Origin of the sequence: Pseudomonas fluorescens Q2-87, from assembly GCF_000281895.1 — a bacterium.
GTDB classification, from domain to species: Bacteria; Pseudomonadota; Gammaproteobacteria; order Pseudomonadales; family Pseudomonadaceae; genus Aquipseudomonas; species Aquipseudomonas fluorescens_S.
In genome coordinates, this window is the sequence record NZ_CM001558.1 from 5370582 (window position 1) to 5396137 (window position 25556).

The 25556-nt window shown below is 59.8% G+C and carries 21 protein-coding genes and 1 pseudogene; 12 read left to right on the forward strand and 10 right to left on the reverse strand.

Going from position 1 to position 25556, the window contains the following annotated elements; genetic code table 11:
- Window positions 1-130: 130 nt before the first annotated feature.
- The 4 genes from PFLQ2_RS04150 to PFLQ2_RS04135 all read right to left on the reverse strand — a co-directional run bounded on the left by PFLQ2_RS04150 (window position 131) and on the right by PFLQ2_RS04135 (window position 4619).
- Complete coding sequence (locus tag PFLQ2_RS04150; protein WP_003185810.1) at window positions 131-415, reverse strand: YceK/YidQ family lipoprotein; 285 nt, start codon at window positions 413-415, stop codon at window positions 131-133.
- Window positions 408-1055, reverse strand: a complete 648-nt coding sequence (gene ubiX / locus PFLQ2_RS04145) for a flavin prenyltransferase UbiX (protein ID WP_003185813.1) — start codon at window positions 1053-1055, stop codon at window positions 408-410. Before ubiX ends, PFLQ2_RS04150 begins: the two co-directional genes overlap by 8 nt.
- Entirely contained in the window at window positions 1052-2401 is a 1350-nt protein-coding gene (gene mpl, locus PFLQ2_RS04140; RefSeq protein WP_003185815.1) for a UDP-N-acetylmuramate:L-alanyl-gamma-D-glutamyl-meso-diaminopimelate ligase, read from the reverse strand. The genes ubiX and mpl overlap by 4 nt, the downstream gene beginning before the upstream one ends.
- 310 nt (window positions 2402-2711) lie before the next feature.
- Window positions 2712-4619: a sigma-54-dependent Fis family transcriptional regulator gene (locus tag PFLQ2_RS04135; RefSeq protein WP_003185818.1), complete on the reverse strand. Its 1908-nt coding sequence runs from the start codon at window positions 4617-4619 to the stop codon at window positions 2712-2714.
- 470 nt (window positions 4620-5089) lie between these two features.
- Here PFLQ2_RS04135 and exaC point away from each other — a divergent pair, with 470 nt between their 5' ends.
- From exaC to PFLQ2_RS04080, 12 genes and pseudogenes are all read left to right on the forward strand, one after another.
- Window positions 5090-6610, forward strand: coding sequence for an acetaldehyde dehydrogenase ExaC (gene exaC, locus PFLQ2_RS04130; RefSeq protein ID WP_003185819.1), 1521 nt, complete (start codon window positions 5090-5092; stop codon window positions 6608-6610).
- A gap of 298 nt (window positions 6611-6908) precedes the next feature.
- On the forward strand, window positions 6909-8279 hold the full coding sequence (gene eat / locus PFLQ2_RS04125; protein ID WP_003185820.1) for an ethanolamine permease: 1371 nt from the start codon (window positions 6909-6911) through the stop codon (window positions 8277-8279).
- Between the two features lie 206 nt (window positions 8280-8485).
- Complete coding sequence (locus PFLQ2_RS04120) at window positions 8486-9880, forward strand: ethanolamine ammonia-lyase subunit EutB (RefSeq protein ID WP_003185821.1); 1395 nt, start codon at window positions 8486-8488, stop codon at window positions 9878-9880.
- Window positions 9881-9907: 27 nt separating this feature from the next.
- Window positions 9908-10732, forward strand: a complete 825-nt coding sequence (gene eutC / locus PFLQ2_RS04115; RefSeq protein WP_003185822.1) for an ethanolamine ammonia-lyase subunit EutC — start codon at window positions 9908-9910, stop codon at window positions 10730-10732.
- 104 nt (window positions 10733-10836) lie between these two features.
- A pseudogene (locus tag PFLQ2_RS04110) lies at window positions 10837-11297 on the forward strand (GNAT family N-acetyltransferase).
- 379 nt (window positions 11298-11676) lie between these two features.
- Window positions 11677-12324, forward strand: coding sequence for a DedA family protein (locus PFLQ2_RS04105; RefSeq protein ID WP_003185825.1), 648 nt, complete (start codon window positions 11677-11679; stop codon window positions 12322-12324).
- Between the two features lie 5 nt (window positions 12325-12329).
- Entirely contained in the window at window positions 12330-13142 is an 813-nt protein-coding gene (locus PFLQ2_RS04100; protein ID WP_003185827.1) for a zinc-dependent peptidase, read from the forward strand.
- A 111-nt stretch (window positions 13143-13253) separates the two neighbouring features.
- Window positions 13254-13781 (forward strand): inorganic diphosphatase, encoded by a 528-nt coding sequence (gene ppa, locus PFLQ2_RS04095; RefSeq protein WP_003185828.1) that lies wholly within the window; start codon window positions 13254-13256, stop codon window positions 13779-13781.
- Window positions 13782-13976: 195 nt separating this feature from the next.
- A complete protein-coding gene (locus PFLQ2_RS04090; protein ID WP_003185830.1) occupies window positions 13977-14708 on the forward strand; it encodes a LexA family transcriptional regulator in 732 nt (243 codons plus the stop codon).
- A 504-nt stretch (window positions 14709-15212) separates the two neighbouring features.
- Window positions 15213-15980, forward strand: coding sequence for an HNH endonuclease (locus PFLQ2_RS29130; RefSeq protein WP_003185832.1), 768 nt, complete (start codon window positions 15213-15215; stop codon window positions 15978-15980).
- Window positions 15981-16107: 127 nt separating this feature from the next.
- Window positions 16108-16491 carry a nucleotide pyrophosphohydrolase gene (locus PFLQ2_RS04085; RefSeq protein ID WP_003185834.1) on the forward strand — a complete coding sequence of 128 codons (384 nt, stop codon included), beginning with the start codon at window positions 16108-16110 and terminating at the stop codon, window positions 16489-16491.
- A gap of 24 nt (window positions 16492-16515) precedes the next feature.
- Window positions 16516-18387: a DUF2075 domain-containing protein gene (locus tag PFLQ2_RS04080; RefSeq protein ID WP_003185837.1), complete on the forward strand. Its 1872-nt coding sequence runs from the start codon at window positions 16516-16518 to the stop codon at window positions 18385-18387.
- A gap of 136 nt (window positions 18388-18523) precedes the next feature.
- On the opposite strand, the gene PFLQ2_RS28215 is transcribed toward PFLQ2_RS04080, so the two are convergent.
- The 6 genes from PFLQ2_RS28215 to PFLQ2_RS04060 all read right to left on the reverse strand — a co-directional run bounded on the left by PFLQ2_RS28215 (window position 18524) and on the right by PFLQ2_RS04060 (window position 25274).
- The gene (locus tag PFLQ2_RS28215) at window positions 18524-18883 is read right to left on the reverse strand and encodes a DUF6124 family protein (RefSeq protein ID WP_033046301.1); all 360 of its coding nucleotides are present in this window, start codon (window positions 18881-18883) and stop codon (window positions 18524-18526) included.
- Window positions 18884-19298: 415 nt separating this feature from the next.
- On the reverse strand, window positions 19299-19874 hold the full coding sequence (locus tag PFLQ2_RS04075; protein WP_003185841.1) for a hypothetical protein: 576 nt from the start codon (window positions 19872-19874) through the stop codon (window positions 19299-19301).
- Window positions 19875-20051: 177 nt separating this feature from the next.
- On the reverse strand, window positions 20052-20411 hold the full coding sequence (locus PFLQ2_RS28220; protein WP_033046302.1) for a DUF6124 family protein: 360 nt from the start codon (window positions 20409-20411) through the stop codon (window positions 20052-20054).
- 592 nt (window positions 20412-21003) lie between these two features.
- Window positions 21004-22278, reverse strand: coding sequence for a glycoside hydrolase family 68 protein (locus PFLQ2_RS04070; RefSeq protein WP_003185845.1), 1275 nt, complete (start codon window positions 22276-22278; stop codon window positions 21004-21006).
- A 527-nt stretch (window positions 22279-22805) separates the two neighbouring features.
- A complete protein-coding gene (locus PFLQ2_RS04065; protein WP_003185846.1) occupies window positions 22806-24218 on the reverse strand; it encodes an aldehyde dehydrogenase family protein in 1413 nt (470 codons plus the stop codon).
- A gap of 6 nt (window positions 24219-24224) precedes the next feature.
- A complete protein-coding gene (locus tag PFLQ2_RS04060) occupies window positions 24225-25274 on the reverse strand; it encodes a homoserine dehydrogenase (protein WP_003185848.1) in 1050 nt (349 codons plus the stop codon).
- Between the last annotated feature and the right edge of the window lie 282 nt (window positions 25275-25556).

Sequence of the window (25556 nt, forward strand, 5' to 3'; positions counted from 1 at the left end):
GGCGAGGGAGCTTGCTCCCGCTCGGCTGCGCAGCAGTCGCCTTCGGGTTTGAATCAGAGCAAAAAGCTTGGGGCCGCTGCGCAGCCCAGCGGGAGCAAGCTCCCTCGCCACGGGGGGACCGTGGTGTTTTTTATAGCCCGCCAGTGGCTTGGAACCCTACACCCATCGCCGTAAACAACGACAACGGCAGCAACAAGGTATCGAGCAACGCACTGCCCGGCAGGTCGACACCCGGGTAGCTTGGTGCTTCAGCACCAAAGCGGTCCTTGGCGCAGCAGCCGCCATTAAGCGCGTAGAGATCCAGCCGTGTCCCCGCATACACCACCGGCGCGCCGGGCTTGGCGGCGTCGAGGGTGCGGGCGGTGGCGCAGCCGGTCAGCAGCAGCGCCAGCAAGACCATCAGCAGCTTATTCATCAATGCTCAAATGATGCTCGCCCCAGCGCGGCAGCATGTCCTGGGGGATGTTCAGCAGATTGAGAATCCGCGCGACCACGAAATCGATCAGGTCATCGATGGTCTGTGGCTGGTGATAAAACCCTGGCGAGGCCGGCAGGATGGTCACGCCCATGTTCGACAGCTTGAGCATGTGCTCCAGATGAATGCTCGAATACGGCGCTTCCCGCGGCACCAGGATCAACTGGCGACGCTCCTTGAGCGTGACGTCCGCAGCCCGTTCGATCAGGTTGTTGCAGGCCCCTGTCGCAATCGCCGACAGCGTCCCCGTGGAACATGGCACTACCACCATGGCCGCCGGCGCGCCGGAGCCCGAAGCCACCGGCGACATCCAGTCTTCCTTGCCATACACACGAATTTGTCCCGTCGCCGCCCCGGTATACTCGGTGAGGAAGGCCTGCATCATTTGCGTCTTGGGCGGCAGGGTCACGTCGGTTTCGGTGGCCATCACCAACTGCGCCGCCTTGGAGATGAGGAAATGCACCTCGCGGTCTTCCCGCACCAGGCAATCAAGCAAGCGCAAGCCGTACTGGGCGCCGGAAGCACCGGTCATCGCCAGCGTGATGCGTTCGGGGCCGTTGCTTTCCAAGCGAGTGTTCATTTCAGCGCCTCGGCCAGTTTGCCGTGCAGGCCGCCGAAGCCGCCGTTGCTCATGATCACCACATGAGTGCCGGGTTGGGCCTGGCTCTTCACGCGCTCGATGATGCCTTCCAGGGAGTCGCTGACAATCGACGGCACCGTGCACAGCGCGGCGGTGGCGCCCAGGTCCCAGCCGAGGTTGGCCGGTGCGTACCAAATCACCTGGTCGGCATCGACCACGCTTTCCGGCAGGCCGTCGCGGTGGGCGCCGAGCTTCATGGAGTTGGAACGCGGCTCGATGATCGCGATCAGCGGCGCATCACCGATACGCTTGCGCAAACCGTCGAGGGTGGTGGCGATGGCGGTCGGATGGTGAGCGAAGTCGTCATAAATGGTGATGCCGCGCACTTCGGCGACTTTCTCCATGCGGCGCTTGACGCTCTTGAACGCGCTCAACGCGGCAATGCCCATGGACGGCACCACGCCAACATGGCGGGCCGCAGCCAGGGTCGCCAGGGCATTGGCGACGTTATGCTGGCCGGTCATGTCCCACTCGACCACGCCATGGGACACGCCTTCGAACATCACTTCGAACTGCGAACCATCGTCCTTGAGCAACTTCACTTGCCACTGCCCGCCCGCGCCGGTGGTTTGCACCGGGGTCCAGCAACCCATCTCGATCACCCGCTGCAACGCTGGCTCGGTGGTCGGGTGAATGACCAGGCCTTCGCTGGGGATGATGCGCACCAGATGGTGGAACTGCCGCTCGATGGCTGGCAGATCGGGGAAGATGTCGGCGTGATCGAATTCAAGGTTGTTGAGGATCGCCGTGCGTGGTCGGTAGTGGACGAATTTCGAGCGCTTGTCGAAGAACGCGCTGTCGTATTCATCAGCCTCAATCACAAAGAACGGCGTGCCACCCAGGCGCGCCGACACCGAGAAGTTCTGCGGCACGCCACCGATCAAGAAGCCCGGGCTCATGCCCGCGTGCTCAAGCACCCAGGCGAGCATGCTGCTGGTGGTGGTCTTGCCATGAGTGCCGGCCACGGCCAGGACCCAACGGCCCTGCAGCACATGATCGGCCAGCCACTGCGGCCCGGACACGTATGGCAAGCCCTTGTTGAGCACGTATTCCACCGCTGGGTTGCCACGGGACATGGCGTTGCCGATGACCACCAAGTCCGGCGCCGGCTCCAGTTGCGCCGGGTCATAGCCTTGGGTCAGCTCGATGCCCTGGGCTTCCAGCTGCGTGCTCATCGGCGGGTAGACGTTGGCGTCGGAACCGGTCACGTGATGGCCCAGCTCCTTGGCCAGGACAGCCATCGAACCCATGAAAGTGCCGCAAATACCGAGAATATGGATGTGCATAGTCGACCTCGTAAACATGGCCGCAGGTTAGCGTAGGGAGGGGGAAATCGCACCTTGTGTTTCGATTTCCCGCCGCTGCGACACCGCAAATTCCCTGTGGGAGCGAGCTTGCTCGCGATGGCAGTGGGTCAGTTGGCAGCAATGTTGAATGTACGACCCGGCTTTATGTGGCGAGGGAGCTTGCTCCCGCTCGACTGCGCAGCAGTCGCCTTCGGTTTCAGGGTGGAAAGAAACTGGGGGCTGCTTCGCAGCCCAGCGGGAGCAAGCTCCCTCGCCACATGGAGCTGGGTTGACTGGGGGATGATGGTTGTCAGCGGGCGATGGCGTGTTTGCGCAGTTTTCGGTAGAGGGTGTTGCGGCTGATGCCCAATTGTTCGGCGGTGTGGGTCATGTGCCAGCGCTGACGCTCCAGCGCGTCGATCAGCGCCAACCGTTCGGCGTCGTCCAACGGCCGCTCGGCCACCGGTTCAACCATCACCGTCGCTGGACGCTGGCGAATCATCGCCGGCAGGTCTTCCAGGCCGATTCGCCCGTCGTCACACAACGCGGCGAGGGTCCGCAGCACATTGCGCAGTTGCCGCACATTCCCGGGCCAATCGAAGCCCAGCAAGGCCTGGCGCGCCGGTTCGTCGACGGTCACCGCTTCGGTGCCCGCCTCTTCCGCCAGGAGGAAATCCAGCAACTGAGACCTGTCACTGCGCTCACGCAACGCCGGCAGCGGGATCTCCAGGCCGTTGAGCCGGTAATACAAATCTTCGCGAAAACTGCCATCTTGCACCCGGTCGAGCAGTTGCCGGTGCGTCGCACTGATGATGCGCACGTTCACCGCCTCGGGCTCGCCGCCAATGGGCACCACCTGGCGATCTTCCAGCACCCGCAGCAAACGGGTCTGCAAGGCCAGAGGCATGTCGCCGATTTCATCGAGGAACAGCGTGCCGCCATCGGCCTGTTGCAGCTTGCCGCGCATGCCTTCCTTGCGCGCTCCGGTGAAGCTGCCGCCGCGATAACCGAACAGCTCGCTCTCGATCAGGCTTTCGGGGATGGCCGCGCAGTTGAGAGCTACAAAATGTTTGCCGGCGCGCTGGCTGGCGTGGTGTACAGCCTTGGCGAAGGCTTCTTTGCCGGAGCCGGTTTCGCCGTGGATCAGCAGCGGCACGTCGCGCTCGAACACCCGCAATGCCTTGCGAAAATGCTCCTGCAACGCCGCATCTCCCAGGCAGATGCCCGGCAATCGCGCAGGCTCGATGACCTTGAGCGCCGGGGCGACCGGCACCGGGACGCTGCGGGGTTGGCCGCGCAGTACGGCGAACAGATGCCGACCGTCACGGGTGCGCAACGGCCAACTTGCGCTGGCCTGGGCGCTGGCGCGACCGAGCAACTCGTCCAAAGAACAGTCGAAAAACTCTTCCACCCGCTGGCCCAGCAGACCGCCGCGAATATGCCCCAAAAGGTTGAGCGCGCTCTGGTTGACCGCGCAAATCTGCCCTTCGCCGTCGAACGCCAGCAACCCTTCGCTGAACAGCCCCACGGACTCGGCCTGCAAATGAAAGCGCAGCAGCCACTGATTCTCGAAGCAACGGAGGAAATAGCAGCTCTCGATCATCTTCGCCGAGAGGTTGACCAGGGCCATGGTGTGGAACTGGCTCTGGCGCGACACGTCCGGCCGGGCCGAGGACACGTCGAGCACCGCCAGCAGTTCGCCCTGGGGGTCGAAGACCGGGCTGGCCGAGCAGGTCAGGCCGGTGTGGCGGCCGCGAAAATGTTCTTCCTGGTGGATGGTCAGGGCCTGGCGTTCCACCAGGCAGGTGCCGATGCCGTTGGTGCCTTCGCAGGCTTCGCTCCAGTCGGCGCCGAGCCAGAGACCGGCCCGTTCGAAAATCTTCCGTTCGCTGGGGGCGGTGACGCAGTTGAGGATCACGCCACGGGCGTCGGTCAGCAGCACGGCGTGGCCGGCGCCGGAGAGTTGTTGATGCAGGCTGTTCATTTCATTGCCGGCGATGTGCAGCACTTGTTGCAGGCGCTCGCGGCTTTCCAGCACCCGGCCATGTTCCAGCACCGTCGGCGCCAGGTTCTGGGCCGGGTCGAGGTGATAGTCCTCGAGGCAGCGCAGCCAGGAACGGGCAATCGACGGGTCGCTGCCCGGCCCCTGCAGATGGGCCTTGCCCTGGGTGACCGTCAGGACTTGCTGGGCATGGCGACTCAAGTGGTTGCTGTGCATTTCTTATTGTTCTCCCCGAAGGACCTTTTGGACCTGCCGACACATTACCCCGTGGCGAGGGAGCTTGCTCCCGCTGGGCTGCGCAGCAGCCCCAAAACCTGAGTTTGCGGTGTATCAGGCTGACCGAGTTGGCTGCCTTGGGACCGCTTCGCGCTCCAGCGGGAGCAAGCTCCCTCGCCACAACGGTGCTTGGCAGGCCAACTGGGTGTAGCCCAGCATCCTCCAGCCCAACCGCCTTTGCAATGCTGGCGCGACCTGTCAGTCACAGACTGTCTCGCATCTGGCACAAACTGTCACACCCGCTGTATCGCAAGCGTCACATCCCCCATCCGTTTGTCTGACCAACTCCTCCTAAAGTCTTGATTTACGGGCCCTGCAAGGCAATGGCCCAACCTTTGCTCTAGGCTTGGATACCAGCGCTCGATTTTGCGCGGCTCCCTTATAAGCACAAAAGCCAAGGAGAACTCATCATGCGTTACGCTCACCCCGGTACTGAAGGCGCTATCGTTTCGTTCAAGAGCAAATACGGTAACTACATCGGCGGCGAGTTCGTCGCGCCTGTCAAAGGTCAGTACTTCACCAATACGTCCCCGGTCAATGGCCAGCCCATTGCCGAATTCCCACGCTCCACCGCCGAAGACATCGACAAAGCCCTGGACGCTGCCCACGCTGCCGCTGATGCCTGGGGTGCCACCTCGGTCCAGGCCCGTTCGCTGATCCTGCTGAAAATCGCCGACCGCATCGAAGCGAACCTCGAACTGCTGGCGATCACCGAGTCCTGGGACAACGGCAAGGCTGTGCGCGAAACCCTCAACGCCGACATCCCCCTGGCCGCCGACCACTTCCGCTATTTCGCCGGTTGCCTGCGGGCCCAGGAAGGCAGCGCCGCCGAGATCGACGGCAACACCGTGGCCTATCACATCCACGAACCGCTGGGCGTGGTCGGGCAGATCATCCCGTGGAACTTCCCGCTGCTGATGGCCGCGTGGAAACTCGCTCCGGCCCTGGCCGCCGGTAACTGCGTCGTGCTCAAGCCCGCCGAACAAACCCCACTGGGCATTTGCGTGCTCATGGAACTGATCGGCGACCTGCTGCCGCCAGGCGTGCTCAACGTGGTGCAAGGTTTCGGCAAAGAAGCCGGCGAAGCCCTCGCCACCAGCAAGCGCATCGCCAAGATCGCCTTCACTGGCTCGACCCCAGTCGGTTCGCACATCATGAAATGCGCCGCCGAGAACATCATCCCGTCGACCGTGGAACTGGGCGGCAAGTCGCCGAACATCTTTTTCGAAGACATCATGCAGGCCGAGCCGAGCTTCATCGAAAAAGCCGCCGAAGGCCTGGTGCTGGCGTTCTTCAACCAGGGCGAAGTTTGCACCTGCCCATCCCGGGCGCTGGTTCAGGAATCGATCTACGACGAATTCATGCAAGTGGTGATGAAGAAAGTCCTGCAGATCAAGCGCGGCGACCCGCTGGACACCGACACCATGGTCGGCGCCCAGGCGTCCGAGCAGCAATTCGACAAGATTCTTTCGTACCTGGAAATCGCCAAGGGCGAAGGCGCCGAGCTGCTGACCGGCGGCAAGGTGGAAAAACTCGAAGGCAACCTGGCCAGCGGTTACTACATCCAGCCGACCCTGCTCAAGGGCACCAACAAGATGCGTGTGTTCCAGGAAGAAATCTTCGGCCCAGTGGTGAGCATCACCACCTTCAAGGACGAAGCCGAAGCCCTGGCGATCGCCAACGACACCGAGTTCGGCCTCGGCGCCGGCCTGTGGACCCGCGACATCAACCGCGCCTACCGCATGGGCCGGGCGATCAAGGCCGGTCGCGTGTGGACCAACTGCTACCACCTGTACCCGGCGCATGCTGCGTTTGGTGGCTACAAGAAGTCCGGCGTGGGTCGTGAGACGCACAAGATGATGCTCGATCACTACCAGCAGACCAAAAACCTGCTGGTGAGCTACGACATCAATCCGTTGGGGTTCTTCTAACTCCATAACGCCACAAAACCTGTGGGAGCGGGCTTGCCCGCGAAGACGGCGGCACATTCACCTTATCAGTGACTGACAAACCGCTTTCGCGAGCAAGCCCGCTCCCACAGGGATCTGTGGATAACTCTTTCTCCAGGGTTGGCATAGATCCACTGTGGGAGCGAGCTTGCTCGCGATGGCGTCCTCACTGACAACATCAAATTACCGCCCCACCGCTCTGGCATGAGCCTTGCGTGCCCGCTCCACAGCAAACCCGAAAGTCCAATAGATCAAACAATAAAAAAGACAGAGAGGACTTATGACTTCTACCACCCAACTCAAACCCACACTCGGCACCCTGCATTTATGGGGCATCGCCGTCGGCCTGGTGATTTCCGGCGAGTACTTCGGCTGGAGCTACGGCTGGGGCACCGCAGGGACCCTGGGCTTTCTCGTCACCGCCCTCATGGTGGCGTTGATGTACACATGCTTCATCTTCAGTTTCACCGAACTGACCACCGCGATTCCCCATGCCGGCGGGCCTTTTGCCTATAGCCGACGGGCCTTCGGCGAGAAAGGCGGATTAATCGCCGGCATCGCCACGCTGATCGAATTCGTCTTTGCGCCCCCGGCCATCGCCATGGCCATCGGCGCCTACCTCAATGTGCAATTTCCGGAACTGGACCCCAAGCTCGCGGCAGTCGGCGCGTACATCGTGTTCATGACCCTGAACATTCTCGGCGTCAGCATTGCCGCCGCGTTCGAGCTGGTGGTCACCGTGCTGGCGGTCGCCGAACTGCTGGTGTTCATGGGCGTGGTCGCGCCGGGCTTCAGTTTCAGCAATTTCGTGCTCAACGGCTGGTCCGGCTCGAATGAATTCAGCCTCGCCTCTATCCCAGGCATTTTCGCGGCGATCCCCTTCGCGATCTGGTTCTTCCTCGCCATCGAAGGCGCGGCCATGGCCGCCGAAGAAGCCAAGGACCCGAAACGCACGATTCCCCGCGCTTACGTCAGCGGCATCTTGACCCTGGTGTTCCTGGCCATCGGCGTGATGATCATGGCCGGCGGCGTGGGCGACTGGCGCACCCTGTCGAACATCAACGACCCGCTGCCCCAGGCCATGAAAGCCGTGGTCGGCAATAACTCAACGTGGATGCACATGCTGGTGTGGATCGGCCTGTTCGGCCTGGTGGCGAGTTTCCACGGGATCATCCTCGGCTACTCGCGCCAGTTCTTCGCCCTGGCCCGGGCCGGTTACCTGCCACGGGGCCTGGCGAAACTGTCGCGCTTCCAGACCCCGCACCGGGCGATCCTGGCCGGTGGCGTGATCGGCATCGCGGCGATCTACAGCGATGGCCTGGTCAACCTGCAAGGCATGACCCTGACGGCGGCGATGATCACCATGTCGGTGTTCGGTGCCATCGTGATGTACATCATCAGCATGCTCAGCCTGTTCAGGCTGCGTAAGAGCGAACCGAACCTGGAACGCACCTTCCGCGCCCCGGGCTACCCGATCGTACCGGGCATCGCGCTGTTCCTGGCGGTGGTGTGTCTGGTGGCGATGGCCTGGTTCAACACCGTGGTTGGTTTGGTGTTCCTCGGTTTCATGATTGTCGGCTACCTGTATTTCCAACTGACCGCCAAGCAACGCTCCGATGCACCGGCGGACGCTATGCTCACAGGTATCTGAAGTTGCACCGGCGCCGGGCCGAGGGCCCGGTGCCTGCCATATAGAAGTGCACGCAGTCCCGCCCTTGTGGGAGCGGGCTTGCTCGCGAATGCGGTGTGTCATTCAGCGCAGGTGTCGGATGACATACCGCATTCGCGAGCAAGCCCGCTCCCACAGGGTTGGATCTGTGGTGTTAAGTTTTTTAGAGAACCAGGAGGACACCGCCCATGGCCGCATTCGCCCATTCCGTCGGCGCCCAGACCTATCGCTTCGACAGCCTCAAAGAGCTGATGGCCAAGGCCAGCCCGGCGCGCTCGGGGGATTTCCTGGCTGAAATCGCCGCGCTCAATGACGGTGAACGGGTGGCCGCGCAAATGGCGCTGGCTGACTTGCCCCTCAGCCATTTCCTGCAAGAAATGCTGATCCCTTACGAATCCGACGAAGTCACCCGGCTGATCGTAGACACCCACGACAAACACGCCTTCGCCGCCGTCAGCCATCTCACGGTCGGCGGCTTTCGCGACTGGCTGCTCAGCGACGCCGCCGATGAACAGAGCCTGCGGGCGCTGGCCCCGGGCCTGACGCCGGAAATGGTCGCGGCCGTGTCGAAAATCATGCGCGTGCAGGACCTGGTACTGGTGGCGCAGAAAATCCGCGTGGTGACCAAGTTCCGCGGCACCCTCGGGCTGCGCGGGCGCTTGTCCACCCGCCTGCAACCCAACCACCCCACCGACGAACCCGCCGGGATCGCCGCGAGCATCCTCGACGGCCTGCTCTACGGCAACGGCGACGCCATGATCGGCATCAACCCGGCCACCGACAGCACCGCTTCGATCTGCGCCATGCTGGAAATGCTCGACGCCATCATCCAGCGCTACGACATCCCCACCCAAGGCTGCGTGCTGACCCACGTCACCACCTCCATTGAAGCGGCCAACCGTGGCGTGCCCCTGGACCTGGTGTTCCAGTCCATCGCCGGCACCGAAGCGGCCAACGCCAGTTTCGGCATCAACCTCAACGTGTTGAAAGAAGGCTACGACGCCGGACTCAGCCTGAATCGCGGCACCCTCGGCAACAACCTGATGTATTTCGAAACCGGCCAGGGCAGCGCGCTGTCGGCCAACGCCCACCACGGCGTCGATCAACAGACCTGCGAGACGCGAGCCTACGCCGTGGCACGGCATTTCAAGCCGTTTTTGGTGAACACGGTTGTAGGATTCATCGGCCCGGAATACCTGTACAACGGCAAACAGATCATCCGCGCCGGCCTCGAAGACCACTTCTGCGGCAAGCTGCTGGGCGTGCCGATGGGCTGCGACATCTGCTACACCAACCACGCCGAAGCCGACCAGGACGACATGGACACCCTGCTGACCCTGCTGGGCGTGGCCGGGATCAACTTCATCATGGGCATCCCCGGCTCCGACGACATCATGCTCAACTACCAGACCACCTCGTTCCACGACGCCCTCTACGCCCGCCAGACCCTGGGCCTGAAACCGGCACCGGAATTCGAAACCTGGCTGGCGAACATGGGCATCTTCACCCAGGCCGACGGCCGGGTGCGGTTCGGCGACAACCTGCCTCCGGCGTTTCGTCACGCCCTCGCGCATTTGGGATAAGCCACATTGGGGATGAGAGACCTGCTCATGGATAAAAAACCTGTCGATTCGCAAAACCCTTGGCTGAACCTACGCAACCTCACGCCGGCACGCATCGCCCTGGGTCGCACCGGCACCAGCCTGCCGACCTCGGCGCAACTGGACTTCCAGTACGCCCACGCCCAGGCCCGCGATGCGGTGCACCTGGCGTTCGACCATCAGGGCATTCGTGCGCAACTGACTGAACGCGGCCGCGAAAGCCTGCTGCTGCACAGCGCGGCGGCCGACCGACACAGCTATCTACAGCGCCCGGACCTGGGCCGACGGCTCGACGATGCTTCGGCGCAAATCCTCGATGACTACGCCACGGCCCATCCCGGCGGCGTGGATATGGCGATTGTGGTGGCCGACGGCCTGTCAGCGCTGGCGGTGCACCGGCATACGCTGCCGTTCCTGGCGCGGCTGGAAGAACAGACCGCCGCTGACGGTTGGTCGGTGTCGCCGGTGGTGCTGGTGGAACAGGGCCGTGTCGCGGTGGCCGATGAAGTGGCGCAGCGGCTCGGCGCAAAAATGTCGGTGATCCTGATCGGCGAACGCCCCGGCCTCAGCTCGCCCGACAGCCTGGGGCTGTATTTCACCTACGCCCCCAAGGTCGGCCTGACCGATGCCTATCGCAACTGCATCTCCAACGTGCGCCTCGAAGGCCTGAGCTACGGCATGGCGGCGCATCGCCTGATCTACCTGATGCGCGAAGCCTGTCGCCGACAGCTCTCGGGGGTGAATCTGAAGGACGAAGCCCAGCTCCACACTCTAGACGCGGAAAACGCCGCCGATATGAAAGGTAATTTCCTACTGGCGCCGCCCCCAAGCTGATCCGGAACTGCATTGCGCTTTTGATCCGCTTTCAGGCAGCATCTTGGCACGGCAGTCCGCCGTTGTTGTCAGACTTCATGTCGACCTTTCAAGCGAGACCTACCATGCGGATTATCCAAGCGACGCTGGAACACCTGGACCTGCTGACCCCATTGTTCGTCAAATACCGGGAATTCTACGGCTCGCTGCCCTACCCGGACTCGTCCCGAGCCTTCCTTGAAAAACGCCTGCGCCGCAAGGAATCGGTGATCTACCTGGCCCTGCCGGATGACGACGACAGCCGGCTGCTGGGCTTCTGCCAGCTCTACCCGAGCTACTCTTCGCTGTCGCTCAAGCGCGTGTGGATCCTCAACGACATCTACGTCGCCGAAGACGCCCGCCGCCAACTCGTCGCCGACAACCTGATCCGCACCGCAAAAAAATGGCCAAGGAAACCAACGCCGTGCGCATGCGCGTCTCCACCAGCAGCAACAACGAGGTCGCGCAGAAAACCTATGAGTCGATCGGCTTCAAGGAAGACACCGAGTTCAAGAACTACGTATTGCCGATCAGCGAAGGGCTCTGAGCCAGTACCAATACCTCTGTGGTGAGGGGATTTATCCCCTCCCCCCTGACACAACACCACACCCCGTGGCGAGGGAGCTTGCTCCCGCTGGGCTGCGCAGCAGCCCCAAAACCTGAGCATGCGGTATTTCAGATGATCGAGTCGGCTGGGTTTAGGGCCGCTCCGCGCCCCAGCGGGAGCAAGCTCCCTCGCCACAAGAGCCCTCCACCCAGCCATAACACCGCCGAAATCCCCGGCTACAAACTCAACACGCGCTTCACAATCCGCGCCGTATAATGCCGCTCTTCCCAGCTTGTAAGAAAAAGCTACACACTCTGTAGCCCTACTAAGAAGCCAGACCCAAAGCCTGCCGAGCCAGGCCGCCACCACAGGTGCCTACATGGATTTCAACCCCCTCGACCTCATCCTGCATCTGGATGTCTACCTCGACCTGCTGGTGACCAACTACGGAACCTGGGTCTACGCCATCCTGTTCCTGGTGATCTTCTGCGAAACCGGTCTGGTGGTGATGCCCTTCCTGCCCGGCGATTCCCTGCTGTTCATCGCCGGCGCCGTCGCCGCCGGTGGGGCCATGGACCCACTGCTGCTAGCCGGCCTGCTGATGCTCGCCGCCATCCTCGGCGACAGCACCAACTACCTCATCGGCCGCACCGCTGGCGAAAAACTGTTCAGCAACCCCAACTCAAAAATCTTCCGCCGCGACTACCTGCAGCAGACCCACGACTTCTACGACAAACACGGCGGCAAGACCGTAACCCTGGCGCGCTTCCTGCCCATCATCCGCACCTTCGCCCCCTTCGTCGCCGGCGTCGGCAAGATGAACTACCTGCGCTTCCTCGGCTTCAGCGTCCTCGGCACCGTCCTCTGGGTCGGCGGCCTGGTGACCCTCGGCTACTTCTTCGGCAACGTACCGTTCATCAAGCAGAACCTGTCGCTGCTGGTGGTGGGCATCATCCTCGTGTCGCTGCTGCCGATGATCATCAGCTTGGTCCGCAGCAAACTGAACCAGCGCGCCTCGAAAGCCTGATCACCATGTGGTCCCTGAGCACCTGGCGCCGCCAGCGCACCCTCGCCAAGCACCCCGTGGCCGAGGACACCTGGCAACGCGTGCGCCATCAACTGAGCTTCCTCGACGGCATCAGCGACGCCGAGGACCAGTGGCTGCGCGAAGCCTGCGTGCTGTTCCTGCATGACAAACACCTGACCGCCCTGCCCGGCGTCGAACTGCACCAGGAACAACGCCTGCTCCTCGCCGCCCAGGCCCAACTGCCGCTGATGCACCTGGGCGAGCTGAACTGGTACCAGGGCTTCCACGAAATCGTCCTCTACCCCGACGACTTCCTCAGCCCCCAGCGCCACCGCGATGCCAGCGGCATCGAGCACGAATGGGACGGCGAACACAGCGGCGAGGCCTGGCCCCAGGGCCCGATCATCTTGGCGTGGGACGGCGTGATGGCCAGCGGCGGCTGGGAAGGCTACAACCTGGTGATCCACGAACTGGCGCACAAACTCGACATGCTCAACGGCGACGCCAACGGCCTGCCGCCACTGCACGCCGACATGCGCGTCAGCGACTGGGCCGAGGCCATGCAGCAGGCCTTCAACGACCTCAACCGCCAGCTCGACCACGATCCAGACGCAGAAACCCTCATCGATCCCTACGCCGCCGAAAACCCCGCCGAGTTCTTCGCCGTCACCAGCGAATACTTCTTCAGCGCCCCGGACCTGCTGCACCAGGCCTACCCAAAGGTCTACGAACAGCTCAAGGCCTTCTACCGCCAGGATCCGCTGGCCCGGCTGCGGCAACTTCAGGCCGAAGATCCGGTCTATCAGGCGTCATACTAAGGTCTCTAAGACCCTGCTGACGTGGCATCGACGGCTGAATATGCCTATAATCGCCGCCACTTTTTGGTCAATCCGACCAGTGTTCTGGTCAACTAACGGGGGCACCGCCCAATGAGCTACAGCAAGATTCCGGCTGGCAAAGACCTGCCGAACGACATCTACGTCGCGATCGAAATCCCGGCCAACCACGCCCCGATCAAATACGAAATCGACAAAGACAGCGACTGCCTGTTCGTTGACCGTTTCATGGCCACCCCGATGTTCTACCCGGCCAACTACGGTTACATCCCCAACACCCTGGCCGACGACGGCGACCCCCTCGACGTACTGGTCGTGACCCCATACCCAGTGGCCCCAGGCTCGGTCATCCGCGCCCGTCCAGTCGGCATCCTGAACATGACCGACGACGGCGGCGGCGATGCCAAAGTCATCGCAGTGCCACACGACAAACTGTCGCAACTGTACGTCGACGTGAAGGAATACACCGACCTGCCACCGCTGCTGATCCAGCAGATCGAACACTTCTTTGCGAACTACAAAGATCTCGAAAAAGGCAAGTGGGTCAAGATCGAAGGCTGGGCCGGCGCTGATGCCGCCCGCGAAGCGATCCTCAAATCGGCCGCCGCCTACAAAGGCTGAGACTGAATTTGAAGAAGAACCCCGGTTTGCACCGGGGTTTTTTATGCCTTAATAACGGTTAATACAATCACGTATTAACAACGTTTAAGCCCGTTTACCCCGCGCCTTTCAAATCCCGCAAACGGAAAGATCGTCTTATATATTTGCACGACTTGTTTATTGCCGAAAACACAGTCGCCCCTAAACTTTCCGTTTATGAAAATACTTTCCAGTGGCGACCGCTTCAGAGCCCTTCTAAAAGAAGCCAACATTCGATCCGCTGACTTCGCGAAGTTATACGGCGTGAAGTCGCAGCACGTGAACAACTGGTTCAACCGTGGCATCCCAGCGGGACGCATCCACTCCATCGCCAGCCTGCTGACCGTCAGCCCAGAGTGGCTCGCCCGCGGCGAAGGCCCGCAAACCCCACTGGGCCTCGGCCCCGGCATCACCTATGAAGCCGCCGAAAACGATGGTGTCTACAGCGTGCCGGAACCCACGGACATCGAACTGCCCTTCTACAAGGAAGTCCCCGTCGCCCCCGGCGAAACCAAAACCCACATCGTCGAAATCCCCGACCAATCCATCCGCCTGCCCCGCAGCCACCTCGAATCCCTCGAAATCAACCCCAGCGACGCCATCTGCATCACCATGGTCGGCGACAGCATGGCCGAACGCATCGAAGACGGCTCCACCCTCGCCATCGACCGCGGCCTGACCCAAATCGTCGACGGCCAAATCTATGCCCTCGAACACGACGGCATGCTCCGCATCAAATACCTGCACCGCATCCCCGGTAATCGGCTACGGCTGCGCAGCCATAACAACGCTGCGTATCCGGACGAAGTCTTCAGTGCCGAGCAGATCGACGCGCAGAACATCCGCGTGATTGGCTGGGTGTTCTGGTGGTCAACCCTCAACAAACAGAGACCACCCGTATTCGACTGAAGCAATTGCATCCCCCCGTGGCGAGGGAGCTTGCTCCCGCTGGGCTGCGCAGCAGCCCCCCGCTTTCCCCCTGAACCACCGATAACCCAATGATTCCACACCACTTACCACTTGGATTCTAAAGAAAACCCGAGTACCCTCCGCCCCACATTTGCGAGCCCATGCCTCGCACCGACAAGGCAGATCACTTTCTGACCAAGTCCCACAGCCGGCCGCAAGAGCCGGATGTACGTTTTGAAGGCTGGTGAGGTTTGTCAAAAACGAACTGAGTTAGTCAACGAGAAGCCGGCCATAAGCCGGCTTTTTAATGCCTGAATATCCGATCACCATCCGAGCTTCGTCTGTCAGCCCAGCTACGCTCGTGCAAGAAATCCTCCTCCGTCCTCAAGGTAGAGGCCATTCGAACGCCGCATGATTCCCAAACGCCACCAGAAGAGAATATTCTTACGGCGTATTGCGCTGTTTCCTACAGCGAAACGGGAACCCTACGGATAGCCCCCCGCCATGTCTTCTTCACCCGCCAGCAATCAATCCAACCCGCCCTGGAGCCGCGACGAACTCGTCCTAGCCCTGAACCTGTATCTTCTTCACCGCAATGGTTTACCCGGCGTGAACCATCCGGAAGTCCAAGCCTTATCAGAGAGTCTTAATCTCATCGGTAATGCCACCGGAGTGAGTAAGAACCAGAGCTTTCGTAATGCCAATGGTGTTTGCATGAAGCTCAACAATTTCCGTCGCTGGGATCCGAGTTACACCAACACCGGTCGTACAGGTCTTGCGAAAGGTAATAAAGACGAAGAGTTGGTATGGCTTGAATACGCTAATAATCCCGAGCACCTTGCCGCAGTAGTAGCAGCCATTAAGGCAAACGTCGGCACAACGTCTACTACGCCAATAGATTTAAGCGCGGAAGAAGAACCGGGCTTCTTCGAGGCAGAAGAAGGAAAAGTGTTAACCCGAGTACACCGTGTACGGGAGAGAGACAAAAAACTCGTCAACCGAAAAAAAGACGAAGCGCTTAAGAAGCACGGTGCTCTCCTGTGCGAAGCCTGTGGCTTCAACTTCAGTAAAACATATGGTCCGGACGTCGAAGGCGTTATCGATGTGCACCACACCAAGCCATTGCATACGCTCCAACCTGGCGATAAAACCAAGCTCGCAGACCTGGCTTTACTATGTGCCAACTGCCATCGAGTGGTGCATTCACGCCGTAAATGGCTGAGCGTGGCCGAGGTCAAGGACCGTTACCAAGCATCCCAAACCAACGCCTGACTGAGTCAGCTGTCGAAGGGCAAATCAGCGAAAAGCCCACTACCTCAAAAGAAAACTCTTACAATCCATCTCTAGATTTCTGACGTGGCAGTTGCTCACGTTCTGGCGGCAAACGAGAGGAAAGCTTGTGAGCAAGGCAGATGGCAAACCCCAACAGTTAATCGACGTGGAAAATCTTGCAACATCGCTTCAGCACTTTGCAGATGATCGCGATTGGCAGCAATTCCACTCGCCTAAAAACCTTCTTTTGGCACTGACAGGCGAGATGGGTGAGCTATGCGAAGTTTTCCAGTGGATGAGCGAAGCCGATTCATTGGCTGCCGCTAAGAATCCCACAACCGCCCAATCCGTGAAGGACGAATTAGCCGATGTGTTCATGTACCTAGTCCGCCTGAGCAGCGTGCTCGGCGTCGACCTCAACGAAGCGGTCACGAATAAGCTTGCTCTGAACGGTCAGAAATACCCCGTCGACAAAGCCAAAAGCACCAGCAAAAAGTATGACCAACTCTGACCTTCAGTGCCCTAAGGATCTCTTGTGATCGTTTACGCTGCGACCAAACAGCAATTCCTGAAAGATAACGATAACGACGACATTGAAGAAGTGATCCTCAGGCACTTCAAGGAGGCCACGGGCAAGAAGGTTGGCGCATCAGAAATCAGGTCATGGCAGGGATCACTGACGTACATGGCCAAAGTGCTTCGAGATGATGACCTCCCCAGTAACGCTGGCTTGGCTATCGAGTTGCATATCCCACAATCGTCAAAACGCATCGACTTTTTGCTCACCGGTCGCGATGTAAACCTAGCAAAGAAAGCCGTATTGATCGAACTGAAGCAATGGAGCAAGGCGAGTGCAACCACCAAGGACGCGATTGTAAAAACCGCCTTGGGTGGCGGTCTCGTTGAAACCACTCACCCGTCCTATCAGGTATGGTCGTACGCAGCGCTGTTGGAAGGCTTCAACGAAGCGGTCTATGACAAAAGCATCGAAATACGCCCCTGCGCCTATCTACACAACTATGTCAGTGACGGCGTCATCGACTCTGCCCACTACGAAGCCCATACCAGTAAAGCTCCGTTGTTCCTCAAAGGCCCTGAGGAACTGACGAAACTACGGACATTCCTGAAAAAACACATCACCCATGGCGACAACAAGGAGGTTCTTTACGAACTCTCCAACGGAAAAATTCGGCCATCCAAAGCGTTAGCCGAGGCGCTTGGCGGGCTCATGAAAGGCAAACCTGAGTTCGTATTGATTGACGACCAAAAGGAAATATTCGAGTCAGCGCTGGTTGCTGCGAGTGAAGCGTCCATAGCAACGCCAAAGGTGCTAATCATCGAGGGCGGCCCGGGGACCGGAAAAACCGTTTTGGCAATTAACTTGCTGGTAAGACTCACCGGGTTAAAGTTGCTGAGCAAATACGTCTCGAAAAACGCCGCACCACGCAAGGTCTACGAAAGCAAACTGGTCGGTACGATCAAACGTAGTCATTTTTCTAATTTCTTTTCTGGCTCGGGTGCGTTTATCGAAACCGAGCCCAACACGTTCGACGCACTCATCGTTGACGAAGCTCACAGGCTCAACGAGAAAAGCGGCCTTTATGGAAACCTGGGCGAGAACCAAATTAAGGAATTGATTAACTCAGCGAAGTGCTCGATTTTCTTTATCGACGAAGATCAACGCGTGACCTTGAGCGACATTGGTAGCAAGCAGGAGATTCGTACCTTTGCGAAATCCAAAGGCGCAACCGTGGAGGAATACATACTATCCTCCCAGTTCCGCTGCAGCGGCTCTGACGGTTATCTAGCGTGGTTGGACGACATATTGGCTATTCGACCGACCGCCAATCCCCTACTCGACACATGCGAGTACGAGTTCAAAGTGTTCAACACCCCGCAGGCAATGCACGCTGCCATTGAGCAAAAAAACCACGGAAACAAAGCTCGCGTAGTCGCAGGTTACTGCTGGCCTTGGCTCAGCAAAAAGGATCCCCAGGCGTCCGATATCGTGATCGGCGATGATTATGCGCGCCAATGGAACCTGGATCAGGACGGCAGTTTGTGGATCATTGCGGATAACTCTATTGAACAGGTCGGTTGCATCCACACCTGCCAGGGACTGGAAGTCGACTATATAGGCGTGATCATCGGGCCAGATTTGATCGTTCGTGACGGGCAAGTACTCACATCGCCGCATAAGCGTGACAAGCACGACAAATCCATTCGGGGCTGGAAGAAACTGATGAAAGAGCAGCCTGATTTCGCGCAGAAAGAGACGGATCTGATCATCAAAAACACCTACCGAACACTGATGACCCGTGGGATGAAAGGGTGCTACCTGTACTGTACTGATCAGGAGACGGCACAGTACTTTGAGAGACGGCTTGCCGATTACCGCCCCCACTGATGTCCTGCTGACGTGCACAATTGTCCAACAGGTTGTTGGGCAATCTGAGCGCTCGTCGTTTCGGAGCTCTCGGATACGAAAAGGTCTTGCCAAGCAAGACCTTTTTTACGTTAGGAGGGCAGCCTACGCCCCGCCCCTACCTCACTTCAACAATATCCAAAGCCCGATTCGCCAGCAGCTCACTCAATTCAATCACCTGCAAAATCCCCAACGCCACGTGTCGCCGTGACCCATCCAGATCAAACGCCAAATCGCTGATCATGGCATTCGCCGAAGCCAGGTTTTCACTGAGATTGGCAAGCAGACATTCCGAGTCAACATCAGGTGCGATACGGAAAATGGTGTTGGATTTGTCGGACGCTTCCTTCTCAGGCGTAGGCTTCAGATAGAAATCCAAAGCCCGCGTGGCGGCATCATCAAGCTTCTTATCACGAGCAGACTGAACACGAGACACTGCTTCGTCGGTAGCTGGCGGGTTCGGTGTAATTTTAGCCATGGTAAAGCTCCTAGAGTCTGTTGGAGCTACCACCATTCGCTGCGAAACGAAGTTGGGGTGGCAGCTGTACGCGGGTTCGCAGACCGGGACTCTAGGACCGGCAGACCCGAGGGTCTCCCACGCACAGCTACCTCTGACGAAATCACAGACATGGGCGATCTGCTTTCGAAGGTGACGTTGTGCGCCTATAGAGTCCGGGCTGCGAAACCCGATCACTGATGAGCAGTGACGGATTCAAACTACCTAGGGGACCCAAGGCGCACAAGCCGGCGGATTCTGGCGTAGTTGTAGGCAATGGCGCAAGACGGTGTCAGCCCCTCCAAAATCCCACGCCCCCCAATAAACACCGCGTCGCCTCACCCCAACCTATTCAAACAAACCACCTTCGGCTGAGTCACCACCATCCCTATTCGGCTCAACGATAACGGACCCAGACACCCAACAGTGACAGCCCCCAGAGCAAAACTCCCGACGCCATGAAGAGGTAATTCCATAAGGTAAAACGCGAATTGCTCGACGCTTGAGGATCATTGGCGGCGAAGTTGATCATCGGTTGGCTTCGGCTCACCACATAGGCCCGCAGTGGAATCGCCAGCAGTAACCAACCGGTCAGAAATGCAAAGCCATCGACGCGCTTCGCCACTGCATTCAATAGGCTGGCACCGACCGTCAGCACCACGTATACAGTTGCCCACTGTTCATAATCCCACTCAAATGTACGACCACTGCCGCGGATTTTCTCATTCGCGCGCCGATACAATTGGTGAATGAAAAATATGCACAACAGGCCGCGCGCCCACGGCCAGATATCTGCCTGGGTGGATTGCTTGTACAGGCTCCAGTTTTTGTATGACCAGTAATAGAAATAGAAGCCAAACGTCAGAATCGCCAGTGTCAGAAGCTTTGCTGGCGACACCACATAAAACTCGGATGGCTGTTCAACAATGGTCTCCAGTTGAGCCAAAGGTGGTGCGTAAAAATTTTCGGACACGGCAACTTCCTTGATAAGGGAGGACAGATAAGGCTAACGACCTGCCGGGCGAAATATTGAGGACCATCATCACAATCGATCATGTGTCCTGGCTGGCCGCTGTCGGGCGACCGGCCACAAAAAAGGCCTTGCCATGCAAGACCTTTTTTTCATACCCGGGGTAAGCGCGGCCCCTCACTACCTCACCTCAACAATATCCAAAGCCCGATTCGCCAACAGTTCACTCACCTCAATCACCTGCAAAATCCCCAACGCCACATGCCGTCGCGATCCCTCAAGATCAAACGCCAAATCACTGATCATGGCATTAGCCGAAGCCAGGTTTTCACTGAGATTGGCAAGCAGACATTCCGAATCAACATCCGGTGCGATACGGAAGATGGTGTTGGGCTTGTCGGACGTTTCTTTCTCAGGCGTAGGCTTCAGGTAGAAATCCAAAGCACGCGTGGCAGCTTCGTCGAGTTTTTTATTTCGAGCGGATTGGGAGCGGGAGACGTGTTCGTCTGTATCTGGGGGATTTGGAGTCACTTTTGCCATTGTCTTGCTTCCTGTAGTTGGAGCCATCACCCTCTCGCGACTAAACGATGGGAGGCAGCTGTACGCAGGTTAGTCGACCGGGGAAACAAGAAACCGGCGCGTCCGAGGACGCCCTGCGCACAGCCACCATCAAGTGCAGAATGGGAATCCTGACTGGATGACGCCTTGCACAACCTGTTTCACCCTGGGCGACTAAACCCGATCACTGATGAGCAGTGACAGGTCCCAAACTACCGACGCTACCCAAGGTGCACAAGCCGGCGGATTCTGGCGTAGTTGTAGGCAATGGCGCAAGGCGGTGTCGGTCTTGGCTAGTCTCGTGGAGCCACGATAAACAACTGGCCGGAATGTTGCTGATGCACCGCTATCGCGAGCAAGCTCGCTCCCACAGAGGAGCTTGTGTGCATACGTCGAAGGGGAATGCATGCGCGACTGGCTGCATCCTTGCAGCCAGTCGCGAAGCAGTGTGACTACTCATTGTTCAATGGCGCTTGCGAACACCATCGCAACGAATCAGGCGGGATATCTCGATCATATCCACAACGGGTTTTTCATCGACCTCAAACCCGCTGCCTGCCCCCCTGTGTTGCTATTACTTAAGCGTAACGTCAAGCATCGGCGGGATGTACCCATAGTCGTACTCGGCGACCACGAACGTCTGCAGCCCTTTTATTTTCATGCCCACCGTGGGTGCCTCAGTGCCACCCACACGAATCTGCGTGCCGGTTTCGTCGGTCGGTACGCTGTCGATAAAGGAGGTCACCAGGCCGTTCGGCATCACGTAGTGCGAGTAGGTCTGGAATGGCTGGGAGGACGGGTTGCCCAGCACCAGGCCGGAACCGTTGAGCGGCACGTAGGGGCCGAACAGCGAGTCCGCTACGAAACCGTACACGCCGTCCGGGCCGGTCACGCCGTCGGCATAGGTGAAGGTGTGGCTGATCGTGAACAGGTAGTACTTGCCGTCCTGGAACACGAAGTGCGGGCGTTCGGTCTGGTCGTTGACGCCCACGGCCGTCAGCAGTGGCGGCAGCATTTCCCAGTCGTCACCGTCTGCGTCGCGGGCGACGGCGATGCCGACACAGGCGGTCTGGAAGCGCGAGTTGCCGACGTCTTCATAGCCTGGCGGCACGTCGCCGATTTCGGCCTCTCCCACTTTGTGCGAGCCTCGCTCACCGGCCACGTTGCCCTCGAACAGCATGTACAGCTTGCCGTCGTTCGGGTCGCGGAAAGGCCATGGGTCGCGGAAACCCCAGAAAGCGTTTTGAGCTTCGGTCTGATACATGTTGCCGTCAGCCTCGAACAGCGGCTTGACCTTCTCGAAGCCGACCATGCTGACACCGTGTTCAGTGGTCACTACCCGACCGCGCACTTTGACGATGGTCGCGCCTGGGGTGACGGCGGTGTAATACAGGTCCACTTCACCTCGGTCGTTCAACAGGATCGGCGTACCGGCCCATTCGCGAGCGGTCGGCGAAACGCCTTCGGCCATCACACGGCCACCGAATTCCCAGTTCTTGCCGGTACGAGAAAACCAGTAGTACATCTTTGCCCGACCGTGACGATCGTTCCAATCGCGGAGGATGTCGTAGTTACCGTCCTCGTCGAGGTACTGCGGGTCGTTTGGATGACGATCAGCCGTCAGCGTGAAGATCACCGACCAGCCATCGACGGACGTCACGTTACCGTCCAAATCGCGCAGGGGCATGGTGTCCCAGATGAACACGTCGTTGTTCAGTACCGGGAAATCCGCGCTGACCAGCGGCTGGGTGGTGGTGGGATCGTCCGCCCGGACTTTCAACGCATCGGCGCGGGTCCAGAGGCTGGGTTGATGGGGGGTTACGCCGAATTTTTCAGTGTTGGTTTTCATAAGGTAAGACCTCGTCCATGAATGGATTCAAATGAATGATGCTTGAGAAATACTGGATGCGCATACAGTGAAGCCACCTTATAGAGGCTCATGCATGCGGGTCAAGAAAAAAATGCATTTGTGCATAATTTGGTTTTTTCTTGAGGCTGACACGTTTCAGCCTTGAGCGTTCGCAGAAGCTTGTTATCGGGCAGATCGACGACGTTGCCTGCACGCTCTGCGCTCTGAGCCGCTACTCAGTAGAACGCTTGCGTAACTGGCTACAGGTGGAGGTAGTGCATAGAGGGATTGCTCGACTGAGCTTGGGCGTCGTGCGCAAAGCTCAACAAGGCGGGGAGTCAGCGGTTCTGATGGTGACGGGTGTATCGCTATCGCGATCGGGATGGTGGGTTGTTATGTCATCGTGAGTGGGCGAAGGGCATCGCGGGCAAGCCCTGCTCCCACAGGGTATGCGGTGGTTGTGTGGTTTGTGCAGAAAAGCATCGGGCAGGTGACCAAACCTGCCCAATGCCAACGACCTGAACCCATCACCCCAACGTATTCAAACAAACCACCTTCGGCTGGGTCATTTCCTCATATGCAAACCGCACCCCTTCCCGCCCTAAGCTGCCGTACTTGGAACCGCCAAACGGCATCGCATCAAAGCGAAAATCCGAGGAGTCGTTGATCATCACACCGCCCGCCTCAATCCGCCGTGCAGCGCTCATCGCCGTTGCCAAGTTGTTGGTGAAGATCCCGGCATGGAGGGCGTATTCCGGTTCGTTAGCCAACTCCACCGCTTCATCAAACGTCTCGAACGCCTGCAACACCACCACCGGCGCGAAGACTTCGTTACGCCAGAGTCGGCTGGCGTGGTTGACGTTTTCCAGGACGGTTGCGGCGTAGCAACTGCCTTGGCGGCGGTGGCCGCAGAGTAAGGTGGCGCCTTCTTGCAGGGCTTCGTTGACCACGTGCTCGGCGTTTTGCGCGGCTTGTTGGGTGATCATCGGGCCGATGTCGGTGTTGGCGAGCAGCGGGTTGCCGACCACGAGGGCCTTGGTCTGCTGGACGAAGCGTTCGCGGAAGGCTTCGTAGATCGGTGCCTGGATGAGCAGGCGTTGGGTGCCGATGCAGTTTTGGCCGGCGGCCCAGAAGGCGCCGGAGACGCAGCTTTCGACGGCGGCGTCGAGGTCGCAGTCGGCCATGACGATGACGGGGGCGTTGCCGCCCAGGTCCATGGCAAGTTTTTTCAGGCCGGCGGTGCGGGCGATTTGTTCGCCGGTGACGAAGCCGCCGGTGAAGGAGATCATCCGCACGTCACGGGCGGCGACCAGGGCCTTGCCGAGTTCGGCGCCGCCAGTGGCGACGGTGACTACGGATTCGGGCAGGCCGGCCTCGACCAGGCAGGCGACCAGTTTGAGCGCCGACAACGGGGCCAGTTCGGACGGTTTGAGGATCACCGCGTTGCCGCCGGCGATGGCGGGGCCGAGTTTGTGGGCGACCAGGTTCAGCGGGTCGTTGTACGGGGTGATGGCGACGATCAGGCCCAAGGGTTCGCGGCTGAACCAGCCCTGGCGCGACTCGGCGCCTTCGTAGGCGTCGAACGGCACCACTTCACCGGCGTTGCGCTTGGCTTCTTCGGCGGAGAGCTTGAGGGTGTTGATGCAGCGTTTGACTTCTTTTTCCGCCTGTTTGAGGGTCTTGCCGGCTTCGTCGACGATCAGCCGGGCGAAGGCTTTGGCGTCGCGTTGGATGTTCGCGGCGGCATGTTCGAGGATGCTGGCGCGGCGATGACGTGGCAGTGCGGCGCAGGCTCGCGCGCCGCTGCGTCCGGTCTCCAGCAACTGCGGCACTTGCGTGGCGCAGACGTCGGCCACGGTGCCGACGAGCGTGCCGTCGAACGGGTTGAGGACTTCGATGTGCGGCTCGGCAATCGCCAGGGCCAGACGTGAGACGTTCATTTGGCTTTACTCCTGGCTGCGCGTAGCGGATTGGTGAATGTGGATGATGTCGGAGAGGAGCGCGAAGGCGGTTTCGGTGCGGCCGGCGCCTGGGCCGGACACGGTGACGGCGCCGAGCAATTCGCTGGTGAACGACACGGCGTTGGTGGCGCCGCTGACGCTGGCCAGCGGGTGGTCGTTGTTCAGCAGGCGCGGTTCGACGCTGGCGCTGATGGCGCCGTCGGCGTTGCGGGTGGCGGCGCCGATGAGTTTCCAGCGGGCGCCGTCCTGGCGGGCTTTTTCGATGTCGTCCAAGCCCAGGGCGGAGATGCCGCTGCAGGCGACGTCGTTGATGGTGAGTTTGGCGTCGAGCAGTTCGTTGGCGAGGATGACGACTTTGAGGCGCACGTCATGGCCTTCGACATCGGCGGTTGGGTCGGCTTCGGCGTAGCCCAATTCCTGGGCTTTTTTGACCGCTTCGGCAAACCCGAGGCCGCCTTCCATGCAGGTGAGGACGAAGTTGGAGGTGCCGTTGAGGATGCCTTCGAAACCGGTGATTTCGCTGCCGGCCAGGGACTGCTTGGCGAGGCGGATTACGGGGGTGCCGCTCATCACTGAGCCTTCGTATTCGAAGGCGACGTTGTTGCGCTGGGCCAGGGCTTTGAGCTCGGCGCCGTGCAGGGCGATGGGGCCTTTGTTGGTGGTGACCACGTGCTTGCCGCGCTCCAGGGCCCAGCGGCAGAACGAGGTGGCGGGCTCGCCGTCCACCGGGTTGGTGAAGGTGGCTTCGGCGATGATGTCGGCGCCGCAGTCTTTGATCACGGCTTCGTTGAGGGCTTCAGCGTGGCCGCCCGGCCATTGGGCGAAGACGCCTTTGGTCGCTGGCAGCTTGGCCAGCAGTGCGGCGTCCAGACCTTCGCGGCCGATGATCGAGCCGAGGAACAGGTCGGTCACGCCGACGATTTTCAGGGTGAAACCCAGTTCGGTTTTCCAGCGGTCGTTGCGCTCGGCAATCAGTTGAGCCAATGCCCGGTTCACACCGCCGAAGCCGACCAGCGCCAGTTTGTATTCAGTCATTTTTGTTATGCCCTTGATCCGGGGGATGGGTTTGTTGGGATCTAGGTTAGGGCCGTGGGGTGGGCAGTGAAATATGCCAATTTGCTCTATTTTATGGGCGTTTTGACCAGGGGTTGGGCAAGCTGTCAGGCCTGGAAAAAAGTCAATGAGGGTTGGCTTTGTAGGTCAGGCTGATGAGACCTATGTGGCGAGGGAGCTTGCTCCCGCTCGGTTGCGCAGCGACCGCCTGAAAAGCGGGGGCTGCTGCGCAGCCCAGCGGGAGCAAGCTCCCTCGCCACGGGG

Excerpts from the sequence above, each read along its gene's own strand:
- PFLQ2_RS04150 (WP_003185810.1), bottom strand. The coding sequence starts at position 415 with ATGAATAAGCTGCTGATGGTCTTGCTGGCGCTGCTGCTGACCGGCTGC.
- ubiX (WP_003185813.1), bottom strand. The coding sequence starts at position 1,055 with ATGAACACTCGCTTGGAAAGCAACGGCCCCGAACGCATCACGCTGGCG.
- mpl (WP_003185815.1), bottom strand. The coding sequence starts at position 2,401 with ATGCACATCCATATTCTCGGTATTTGCGGCACTTTCATGGGTTCGATG.
- PFLQ2_RS04135 (WP_003185818.1), bottom strand. The coding sequence starts at position 4,619 with ATGCACAGCAACCACTTGAGTCGCCATGCCCAGCAAGTCCTGACGGTC.
- exaC (WP_003185819.1), top strand. The coding sequence starts at position 5,090 with ATGCGTTACGCTCACCCCGGTACTGAAGGCGCTATCGTTTCGTTCAAG.
- eat (WP_003185820.1), top strand. The coding sequence starts at position 6,909 with ATGACTTCTACCACCCAACTCAAACCCACACTCGGCACCCTGCATTTA.
- PFLQ2_RS04120 (WP_003185821.1), top strand. The coding sequence starts at position 8,486 with ATGGCCGCATTCGCCCATTCCGTCGGCGCCCAGACCTATCGCTTCGAC.
- eutC (WP_003185822.1), top strand. The coding sequence starts at position 9,908 with ATGGATAAAAAACCTGTCGATTCGCAAAACCCTTGGCTGAACCTACGC.
- PFLQ2_RS04105 (WP_003185825.1), top strand. The coding sequence starts at position 11,677 with ATGGATTTCAACCCCCTCGACCTCATCCTGCATCTGGATGTCTACCTC.
- PFLQ2_RS04100 (WP_003185827.1), top strand. The coding sequence starts at position 12,330 with ATGTGGTCCCTGAGCACCTGGCGCCGCCAGCGCACCCTCGCCAAGCAC.
- ppa (WP_003185828.1), top strand. The coding sequence starts at position 13,254 with ATGAGCTACAGCAAGATTCCGGCTGGCAAAGACCTGCCGAACGACATC.
- PFLQ2_RS04090 (WP_003185830.1), top strand. The coding sequence starts at position 13,977 with ATGAAAATACTTTCCAGTGGCGACCGCTTCAGAGCCCTTCTAAAAGAA.
- PFLQ2_RS29130 (WP_003185832.1), top strand. The coding sequence starts at position 15,213 with ATGTCTTCTTCACCCGCCAGCAATCAATCCAACCCGCCCTGGAGCCGC.
- PFLQ2_RS28215 (WP_033046301.1), bottom strand. The coding sequence starts at position 18,883 with ATGGCTAAAATTACACCGAACCCGCCAGCTACCGACGAAGCAGTGTCT.
- PFLQ2_RS28220 (WP_033046302.1), bottom strand. The coding sequence starts at position 20,411 with ATGGCAAAAGTGACTCCAAATCCCCCAGATACAGACGAACACGTCTCC.
- PFLQ2_RS04070 (WP_003185845.1), bottom strand. The coding sequence starts at position 22,278 with ATGAAAACCAACACTGAAAAATTCGGCGTAACCCCCCATCAACCCAGC.
- PFLQ2_RS04065 (WP_003185846.1), bottom strand. The coding sequence starts at position 24,218 with ATGAACGTCTCACGTCTGGCCCTGGCGATTGCCGAGCCGCACATCGAA.
- PFLQ2_RS04060 (WP_003185848.1), bottom strand. The coding sequence starts at position 25,274 with ATGACTGAATACAAACTGGCGCTGGTCGGCTTCGGCGGTGTGAACCGG.